The sequence below is a fragment of the Actinophytocola sp. genome (genome assembly GCF_050699935.1).
Classification (GTDB): domain Bacteria; phylum Actinomycetota; class Actinomycetes; order Mycobacteriales; family Pseudonocardiaceae; genus Actinophytocola.
On sequence record NZ_JBOHGB010000225.1, the window covers coordinates 1 to 8,162 of the forward strand.

Annotated in this window: 6 protein-coding genes, 1 tRNA gene, 1 other RNA gene and 1 pseudogene; 3 read left to right on the top strand and 6 right to left on the bottom strand. The window is 72.2% G+C overall.

Features of this window, described 5'->3' with window-relative positions; translation table 11 throughout:
* Window positions 1-32: 32 nt before the first annotated feature.
* A tRNA-Ser gene (locus ACRDTB_RS36240) sits at window positions 33-119 on the bottom strand.
* 239 nt (window positions 120-358) lie between these two features.
* Here ACRDTB_RS36240 and ACRDTB_RS36245 point away from each other — a divergent pair.
* A complete protein-coding gene (locus ACRDTB_RS36245) occupies window positions 359-487 on the top strand; it encodes a hypothetical protein (protein ID WP_431436773.1) in 129 nt (42 codons plus the stop codon).
* Between the two features lie 53 nt (window positions 488-540).
* Here ACRDTB_RS36245 and ACRDTB_RS36250 read toward each other — a convergent pair whose 3' ends face one another.
* The 3 genes and pseudogenes from ACRDTB_RS36250 to ACRDTB_RS36260 form a co-directional block, all read right to left on the bottom strand.
* Complete coding sequence (locus ACRDTB_RS36250) at window positions 541-1,332, bottom strand: methyltransferase domain-containing protein (RefSeq protein ID WP_431436774.1); 792 nt, start codon at window positions 1,330-1,332, stop codon at window positions 541-543.
* 56 nt (window positions 1,333-1,388) lie between these two features.
* On the bottom strand, window positions 1,389-2,888 hold the full coding sequence (locus ACRDTB_RS36255) for an ArnT family glycosyltransferase (protein WP_431436775.1): 1,500 nt from the start codon (window positions 2,886-2,888) through the stop codon (window positions 1,389-1,391).
* A 196-nt stretch (window positions 2,889-3,084) separates the two neighbouring features.
* A pseudogene (locus ACRDTB_RS36260) lies at window positions 3,085-3,402 on the bottom strand (NUDIX domain-containing protein); the annotation flags it as partial.
* A 102-nt stretch (window positions 3,403-3,504) separates the two neighbouring features.
* Here ACRDTB_RS36260 and ACRDTB_RS36265 point away from each other — a divergent pair.
* Window positions 3,505-5,580, top strand: coding sequence for an MMPL family transporter (locus ACRDTB_RS36265; protein WP_431436776.1), 2,076 nt, complete (start codon window positions 3,505-3,507; stop codon window positions 5,578-5,580).
* Here the strand turns inward: ACRDTB_RS36265 and ACRDTB_RS36270 are convergent.
* Window positions 5,538-6,569 carry an alpha/beta hydrolase gene (locus tag ACRDTB_RS36270; protein WP_431436777.1) on the bottom strand — a complete coding sequence of 344 codons (1,032 nt, stop codon included), beginning with the start codon at window positions 6,567-6,569 and terminating at the stop codon, window positions 5,538-5,540. The genes ACRDTB_RS36265 and ACRDTB_RS36270 overlap by 43 nt on opposite strands.
* 97 nt (window positions 6,570-6,666) lie before the next feature.
* Window positions 6,667-6,763, bottom strand: an RNA gene (gene ffs / locus ACRDTB_RS36275) — signal recognition particle sRNA small type.
* 74 nt (window positions 6,764-6,837) lie between these two features.
* On the opposite strand from ffs, the gene ACRDTB_RS36280 reads away from it, so the two are divergent.
* On the top strand, window positions 6,838-8,162 hold a 1,325-nt coding region (locus ACRDTB_RS36280; protein WP_431436778.1), incomplete at its 3' end, for a DNA polymerase III subunit gamma and tau.

An 8,162-nucleotide genomic window follows, 5' to 3' on the forward strand; every position in this document is an offset into this window, starting at 1 on the left:
CGCCACGGGCGACCGGCGCTCGTCCTTACGTGCGGAGGATGCGGGATTTGAACCCGCGAGGGCTATCACACCCAACACGATTTCCAATCGTGCGCACTAGGCCACTATGCGAATCCTCCGCCGGGCAGCGTACCGGAGGGGCGGACGGCCGCTCAAAACGCCCGCGTGGCCCGGCGCCGCCGGCGAACATGCTTGTCCGCGGATGCTTAGCCCTTGTGGACGGCGGTGGGCCTGCGGGGACAGCGAGCGGAAGAGGTGGAGACATGCCTCGCGACAACGATGTGACACCGGGACCGGCACGGGTGTCGGCACCGACGGCAGCCTGCACAGCCCGAAGGAAGAACTCGACGACCACGGGGTGGACCGCAGCGGCGACAAGAGCGACGGCGTCGGCACCGACGGCAGTCTGGTCAACCCGGAGAAGGAGGTCGCGGAGCGGCCCGGCACCGACCCGGAGCGCACCGATCGCGACGAGCACACCAAGTAGGACGCCGCCACGGCCCCGGCCTTCACGGAGCGCGACACGGGTATGGACGAGCGCTAGGTCGCGGGTGTGCGGCCCCAGGCCGTGATCATCGGCGAGGTGGCGAGGTCGAGCCCGCCCGCGGCGACGTTCGCCAGGTGGGTCTCGATCTCGTCGGCCGTCGCGAGGCCGGCGGCCAGCAACTGGTCGCGCACGTGGTGCACGGTCGCCGCTTCCAGGACCGCGCACGCGGGTGAGGTGATCGGGAAGTAGGCGTCCGCGCGGACGTCCACCAGCCCGGCGGTGCGCAGGAGGCGGGGCAGCGTACGGCCGTACGCGAGGTCCGCGCCGCGCTCGACGAGCAGCGTGCGGAACGCCTCACGCAGGCGGTTCGCGAGCTTCGGCGCCGGGCCGTGCTCGTCGGGGCAGATCAGCGGCTGCATGGCGGGGTCGGCGTCCTCGAGCACGAGCCAGCCGCCGGGGCGGAGCGCGCCGATCATGGTTCGCAGGGCCGCCGCGCGGTCCGTCAGGTGCACGAGCACGAGCCGGGCGTGGACGAGGTCGAACGCCTCGGCCAGGGGCGGGTCACGGGTGACGTCGTGCCGGCGGACCTCGAGCACCCCACCCGCCGCGGGCGCCGTCCAGGACACGTCGATGTCGGTGGCGAGCACCCGCCCACGGCCGCCGACCCGGTCGGCCAGCCCGCGCGGGACCGACGGGCCGCCGGCGCCAACCTCCCAGCAGCGCCAGCCCTCGCCGAGGCCGAGCTCGTCGAGATGGCGGAACGTCGACGGGTCGAACAGCTCGGCCAGCGCCTCGAACCGCGCACCGGCCTCCGGGCGCTGGTTGTCCAGCAGGTAGCGGCTCACCGCCCCAGCATGATCCGCCCGGCGCGGCGCCGGTACCCCGCTGTGAGTGAGGCCGCTCAGTAGAAGTGCCGCAGCTCGGGCCAGATCCGTGACCACGGTTCGGCCGGGCCGGTGCACAGCGACACGTCGGTGCCCTGCTCCTCGTTGTCCAGGCCGATTCCGTTGTCGTGCTCGGTGACCCGTGCGCAGCCGTCGAGCAGCCCGGACCGCGCGCCCGAGCCGAGCTCGCCGACCAGCACGACGGGGCCGGTCATCGCATCGGCCGGCGGTCCCCAGTCGGCGTAGGACATGTGGCCGGAGTAGGGCTGCGGTAAGCCGAACTCGTGCCCGTACTCCTCGATGGCGCCGGCCTGCCCGTAATTCCTGGTGAAGATCACGGCCGTGGCGCGATCCGCCTCGGGGATCCGCTCCCACACGCCGGCGACCGTCTCGGTCAGCTCCCGCCAGCCGACCTGCTCACCCTGCTCCGCGTTCATGGCCGTCGCCGGACCGAGCGCGCTGACCGGCAGCACCGGCAGGCCGACCATCGCGTTGATCGCGAGCCCGACGGCGGCGAGGCCGCCGGCGACCGCGCGGTGGCGGCGTGCCCATCGCAGGGCCGGCTCGGCACCGGCCGCGGTGAGCAGCACGAGCAGCGGCACCGAGTAGTACGGCTTGCCGCCGATGATCAGCAGCACGGCGCACAGCACCGGGTAGCTGACCGCGAGCGCGCGGGCCCAGCGCAGGTCGGGCTCGCGCCAGAGCCGGACGATGCCCGCGACCCACACGGGAACGAGCACCGGCGACAGGTAGACCAGCTGCATCGGCACGAACAGCAGGCGGTTCTCGGCGCCGTCGTCCGCACTGATGCCGCCCGCGACCGTGAGCAGCGGCCAGGCGTGTGCGGCCTGCCAGACCAGGACCGGCACGGTGAGCAGGAGCGCGAGGCCGGCGCCGGCCGCGAGCCACCAGGTGCGCAGGACCTCCCGCGGCCCGGCGACCAGGACCCCGACGCCGAGCGCGAGCAGCAGCAGCGGGACGAGCCACTTGTTGTCGAGCCCGATGCCGGTGACCGCGCCGATGGCGAGCCACCAGCGGCCGTCGCGCGTGCGGAACAGCCGCAGCGCCAGCAGGCCGAGCACGAGCCAGACCAGCACGTCGAGCGTGGCCGTGGCGAGCATGTGGGAGATCGCGAGCACGAACGACGACCCGGCACCCACCGCGGCCGCGAACACCTGCGCCGCACGGCCACCGCCCAGCTCGCGGGCCACGAGCGCGACCACGACGACCATCGCCGCGGCGAGCAGGGTGGCGACGACCCGCAGGCCGGCCGGGGTGTCGCCGAACACCGCGGTGGACAGCCGTGCCAGTAGCGGCGTGATCGGCGGCTGGTCGACGTAGCCCCAGTCGAGCCGGTCGCCGGCGGCCATGAAGTACAGCTCGTCGCGGTGGAACCCGTAGCGGCCGGAGAGCCCGGTGAGGACGGCGGCCTGCACCAGGACCACGACGGCGACGGGCTTGGCGGCGAACGCCGGCAACGACGTCCGGGTACGAGGTGTCGCGGCTGTCTCGGCCACCTCGGCCTCCTGTCCACTGTGGACCCCGACCCGGTGGGACGAGCGTGATCCTATCGTTGCGGCCAAGCCCCGTGGCGGCCGTAGGACTGCCGCGCCGGTACTGGTCCACGCCGACGGCGGTGTACGGGACCGTGTCGGCGGGTAAGGATTCCAGTGGATACCAGGCGATACCGCCGCACTTGTCCGGCTCGGCGTTGCGCGGCTCACCGGGCCAGCCGCCGGTCGCCTCGAAGAAGAAGCCGAGGCGTGGCTCCTCCCCGGCCGCGTGGTGGTGCACGACCGTAGCGAGCCGGAGGTCCGCGAGCTCGAGGCCGACCTCTTCGCGCGCCTCTCGTCGCGCGGCGCCGGCGAGGTCCTCGCCCGGCTCGACCTTGCCGCTGGGCAGGTTCCACTGCCCGTCGGCGTAGCCGGTGTTCTCCCGTAACGCGAGCAGGACGTCTCCGTTCCGTACGAGCAGCAGGAACACGTCGGCGAAGGTTCGGAACTCCACGATCACGACGCTAGCGGGGGCCACCGACAAAACCGGCGCACGCGTTTCGCCTGCGATGGTCGCTATGCGTGCCGCGGCATCGGCGGCGATGATCTGGCAGACGACCGCCGACCAGAGGGGACCTCCATGCGCCGAATGTGGTGGCTGCCGACCCTGCTCGTGCTCGTCTGGCTCGGTCTCGGTGCGTTCGGCGGGCCCTTCGCCGGCAAGCTCGCGGATGTCGCCGAGAACGACAGCGCCGCCTTCCTGCCGGAGTCGGCCGAGGCCACCGAGGTCGCGGACCTCCAGCGGGCGTTCACCGAGCAGGACGTCATCCCGGCGGTCGTCGTCGCCGAGCGGGGCGGCGGCATCACCGGGGCGGACACCGCCTACCTCGCAGGGCGGGCGTCCGCGCTCACCGGCATCGAGGGTGTCGCCGGCCCGCCGCCGCGGCCCGTGCCGTCGGACGACGGCGCCGCGCTGCGGCTGGTCGTGCCGATCACCGGGAACGGCAACCCCAACGAAGTGGTCATCGAGGTCCGCGACACGCTCGCCGAGGGCACGCCCGACGGGTTGACCGTGCTCGTCACCGGTCCGGCCGGCCAGATCGCCGACCTCGTCGCGGCGTTCGGCGGCATCGACGGGCTGCTGCTGCTCGTCGCCGGTGCGGTGGTCGTGGTCATCCTGGTAGTCGTGTACCGCAGCCCGGTGCTGCCGATCATCGTGTTGCTGTCTGCCGTGTTCGCGCTCGGTGCCGCGAGCTACGTCGTGTACCGCCTCGCCGAGGACGGCACGCTCACGCTCAACGGTCAGAGCCAGGGCATCCTGTTCATCCTCGTGTTCGGCGCGGCTACCGACTACGCGCTCCTGCTGGTGTCCCGGTACCGCGAGATCCTGCGCGACACCGAGGACCGCTACACCGCGATCACGGCGGCCTGGCGGGCCACGGTCGCGCCGATCACCGCCTCCGCCGGGACGGTCGTCCTCGGCCTGCTGTGCCTCCTGTTCTCCGACCTCAACTCCAACCAGGGCCTCGGCCCGGTCGCCGCGATCGGCATCGCGGGCGCGCTGCTGTCGGTGATGACGTTCCTGCCGGCCGCGCTGGTGCTGCTCGGCCGGTCCGCGTTCTGGCCGTTCCGCCCGGAGTACGGCACGGCGAAGCCGGAGCACGCGGGCCTGTGGGGCCGCGTCGCGCGGATCGTCGGCGCCCGGCCGCGGGTGGTGTGGATCGTCACCACGCTCGTACTGCTCGTCGGCGTCGCGTTCCTGCCGCAGCTCAAGGCCAGCGGCACCGCACAGTCCGACCTGTTCCTGTCCGAAGTGGACTCCACGACCGGTCAGGAGGTGCTCTCCCGGCACTTCCCGGGCGGTTCCGGGGATCCGACGGTCGTGATCGCCAACGAACGGGCGGCGCCGGACGTGCTCGACGCCACGCGGGTGCCGGGCGTCTCGGAGGCGGCCGTGGCCGGTACCGAGGGCGGCAAGGTGATGATCCAGGCCGTCCTGGACGATCCGGGCGACTCGCGGGCCGCGCTGTCCACTGTGGAGCAGATCCGCGCCGCGGTGCACGCCGTGCCGGGCGGGGACGCCAAGGTGGGCGGCCAGAGCGCCATTCAGTTGGACACGCAACAGGCGTCCGAGCACGACCGCTCGCTGATCATCCCGATCGTGCTCGTGGTGATCTTCCTCGTGCTCGCGGTGTTGTTGCGCGCGCTGCTCGCCCCGCTGCTCCTGATCGCGACCGTGGTCCTGTCGTTCGCGGCGACGATGGGGGTGTCTGCGCTGGTGTTCAACCACCTCCTCGACTTCCCGGGCTCGGACCCGGCGATCCCGCTGTTCGGCTTCATCTTCCTGGTGGCACTGGGAATCGACTACAACATCTTCCTGATGACGCGGGTCCGCGAGGAGTCCGTCGCCACCGACACGAGAACCGGCACCCTGCACGGCCTGGCCGTGACGGGCGGCGTGATCACGTCGGCGGGCGTCGTGCTGGCGGCGACGTTCGCCGCGCTCGCGGTGATCCCCGTGCTGTTCCTGGCGCAGATCGCGTTCATCGTGGCGTTCGGCGTGCTGCTGGACACCATCGTCGTACGCTCACTGCTCGTCCCGGCCCTGACGATCGACATCGGCCCGAAGGTCTGGTGGCCCGCGAAGCTGCGCCGCGCCGAGCGCGCTTCGGGTCAGGCTATGCGTTCGCAGAGCCAGGCCAGGGCTAACGGGTAGCGGTACTCGATGCCGCCGTGCTTGGCCTCGAAGAGTTCGAAGTGGACGGTCTGGTCGGGGACGCCGGCAGCGGTCAGGGCGCGGCGGAAGGCCAGTGCACCGAAGTCCAGGTAGTACTCGTCGCGGGTGCCGGCGTCTATCCAGATCGCTCGTTGTGTGCGTAACGCCTCCGCATACCCCGGCCGGCCCGCCATCAGGACCGGGTCCCACGCGAGCCACCGGGCCCACACGTCCGGCACCAGGGCGCCGACGTCGTCGAACGGCATGCTCACCGTGCCGTCGGGGTTGGCCGAGTACGCGGCCGCGTAGCCGTACATCTCGATGAGGTCCATGTCGCTGTCCTTCGTGCCGTGCAGGCGGCGGCGCCGGTCGGCGTGGAAGGCGTCGTACGAACCGTCGTACTCGTCGCGAAGGGTGCGGGCTATCTCGCAGAAGCCGGGCTGGTAGCAGACTTCGAACAGCGCGTCGCCCGCGTGGGTGGCCAGGGCGCCGAACAGGTCCGGGCGCAGCATCGGCGTGACCATGGCGCCGTAGCCACCGCTCGACTTCCCCGCGATGGCCCGGTGGTCGCGGTCGGCGAGGGTGCGGTATTGGGCGTCGACCCATGGCACGACCTCGTCGCACAGGTACGAGTGGTAGCGGCCGATCGCGGGGGAGTCGAGGAACTGGCTGCCGCCGAGCGAGGTCCACGCGTCGACGTACACGACGATCGCCGGCGGCGTGTCGGTGGTGGCGAACAGCTCGTCGGCCAGCTCCGGATACGGCCGGCGGAACGGCATGCGGTTGAACCACGTGGCGACGTGCCCGGTGTAGCCCTGAATCGTGTACACGACGGGATACCGGCGCGCGGGTTGCTCGTCGTAGCCGGGCGGCAGGTAGACGTGGATAGGACGGTCGTGGGGGTCGCCGAGTGGGTTGCCGCGCAGCAGTTCGCTGCGCACGACTCCCTGCTCGATGCGACCGGCTAGTTCGGTGGACCAAGGCAACATGAGGCCAGACTAGGTCGGGACACCGACGATTTCGCCGGTGCGGCCGGTCCTGTGGACAACCTGATCCATTGTGGATAACCGCCCCGGGCCCCGAAACAAAAGAGGGACCCCACACACCCGTCAGAGCCCGCTTATCCTTGCTGCCTTCCGGCCCTGGGGAGGTTCACGAGATGAACGCCGCATGGGGTCCGACATCATTGTAGCGATCTCGTCCGGCCACTGCCGTGGGGTGGCCGGACCGTCGGTGCCGGCGGGTATGGTCCCTGCCGTGGCGCTCGCCCTCTACCGCAAGTACCGTCCCGCGACCTTCGCCGAGGTCGTCGGCCAGGAACACGTCACCGAACCGCTGCGTGTCGCGCTGACCGCCAAGCGGGTCAACCACGCGTACCTGTTCTCCGGTCCGCGCGGCTGCGGCAAGACGTCCAGCGCGCGCATCCTGGCCCGCTCGCTGAACTGCGAGCAGGGCCCGACGCCGGACCCGTGCGGCACGTGCGACTCGTGCATCGCGCTCGCCCCCGAGGGGCCGGGCAGCGTCGACGTCGTCGAGCTCGACGCGGCCAGCCACGGTGGCGTCGACGACGCCCGGGAGCTGCGCGACCGCGCGTTCTACTCGCCGGCCTCGTCGCGGTACCGGGTGTTCATCATCGACGAGGCGCACATGGTCACCACGCAGGGCTTCAACGCCCTGCTCAAGATCGTCGAGGAGCCACCGGAGCACCTCGTCTTCATATTCGCCACCACCGAGCCGGACAAGGTCCTGCCGACGATCCGCTCGCGCACCCACCACTACCCGTTCCGGCTGATCCCGCCGACCGCGATGCGCGAGCTGCTCGAGCGCAACGTCGCCGCCGAGGGCGCCACCGTCGCGCCCGCGGTGTACCCGCTGGTCATCCGCGCCGGCGGCGGCTCCGCGCGGGACACCCAGTCGCTGCTCGACCAGCTGCTCGCCGGCGCCGGACCGGAGGGCGTCACCTACGAGCGGGCGGTCGCGCTGCTCGGGGTCACCGACGTGGCGCTGATCGACGACCTGGTCGACGGGCTCGCCGCCAACGACGCCTCGGCCGTCTACGGCACGGTCGACCGGCTGGTCGAGGCCGGCCACGATCCGCGTCGCTTCGCCTCCGACCTGCTCGACCGGCTGCGTGACCTGGTGCTGCTGCGCGCGGTGCCCGACGCGGGTGCCCGCGGCCTGGTCACCGCGCCGGGCGATGAGCTGGACAAGATGATGACCCAGGCACAGCAGCTCGGGCCGGGCACGCTCACCCGGTACGCGGAGATCGTGCACAACGGCCTGGTCGACATGCGTGGCGCGACCGCGCCACGGCTGCTGCTGGAGCTGCTGTGCGCCCGGATGCTGCTGCCCGGCGCCGTGCCGACCGACGCCGCCGCCGACTCGGCCGTGCTGGCGCGGCTGGAACGCATCGAGCGCCGGGTGACGGCGTCGGGTGCGCCCGCCTTGGCGGCCGCCGAGGGGCCGGCCTACCAGCGCCCGAGCCGGACCGAGAACGCCGGGCGATCCGATGACCGGCCCGCACCGGCTCGTGGCGCCGCGTCGGCCGAGCCCGCGTCGGCCGCACCCGCGCCGGCCAGGAC

Bases quoted from the DNA above. Each gene is read 5' to 3' on its own strand.
- ACRDTB_RS36265 (WP_431436776.1), top strand. From the start codon at position 3,505: ATGCGCCGAATGTGGTGGCTGCCGACCCTGCTCGTGCTCGTCTGGCTC.
- ACRDTB_RS36270 (WP_431436777.1), bottom strand. From the start codon at position 6,569: ATGTTGCCTTGGTCCACCGAACTAGCCGGTCGCATCGAGCAGGGAGTC.